General features: G+C 67.9%; 1 pseudogene. It reads right to left on the bottom strand.

Going from position 1 to position 573, the window contains the following annotated elements:
- Window positions 1-573: pseudogene (locus HW452_RS17335) on the bottom strand ((Fe-S)-binding protein); the annotation flags it as partial.

Raw genomic sequence — 573 nt, 5'->3', positions numbered from 1 at the left:
TGGTGAAGGCGTCCTGCACCACAATCACGCTCTGGGCGCGCTGCTGTTCGGTCAGCCGGGCCAGGGCGGTCGGTGTGGCCTCGGCCACGCCCCAGGCGCGCAGCTGTTTTTTCACGCTGGCCCGCGACAGCCTGGGGGAGTCGCTGATGCCCAGGCCCTTGCGCATCAGCGCGTCCACCCAGCGCTGGCCGATCACGGCGTTATACACCGGGGCGATGGTCGCCAGGGTGGGCAGCATCCGCTCGGTATGGCCGATCAGGTAATCGCGCAGCGGGCGCAGGTAGCGGCCGTGGTAGACCTCCAGAAACTGGGAACGAAATTGCGGCACGTTGACCTTGATCGGGCACTGCCCGGCGCAGGACTTGCACGCAAGGCACCCCGCCATGGCGTCGTAGACCTCGTGGGAGTAGTCGTGGTGGCGCTGGCGGCTGAGCGTGTTGATCAGACGCTTGGGAAAGCGCAGCAGTGCCTGGCCCGTGCTTTCGTTTTGGCGCTGGCGCGACTCGTCCACCACGTCGATACCCGCCCGGGACTGCAGCCGCAGCCACTCGCGCATCAGGCTGGCGCGCCCCT

Origin of the sequence: Vreelandella aquamarina, assembly GCF_020075495.1 — a bacterium.
Taxonomy (GTDB): domain Bacteria; phylum Pseudomonadota; class Gammaproteobacteria; order Pseudomonadales; family Halomonadaceae; genus Vreelandella; species Vreelandella aquamarina_A.
This window is presented reverse-complemented; position numbering and strand designations above follow the sequence as displayed.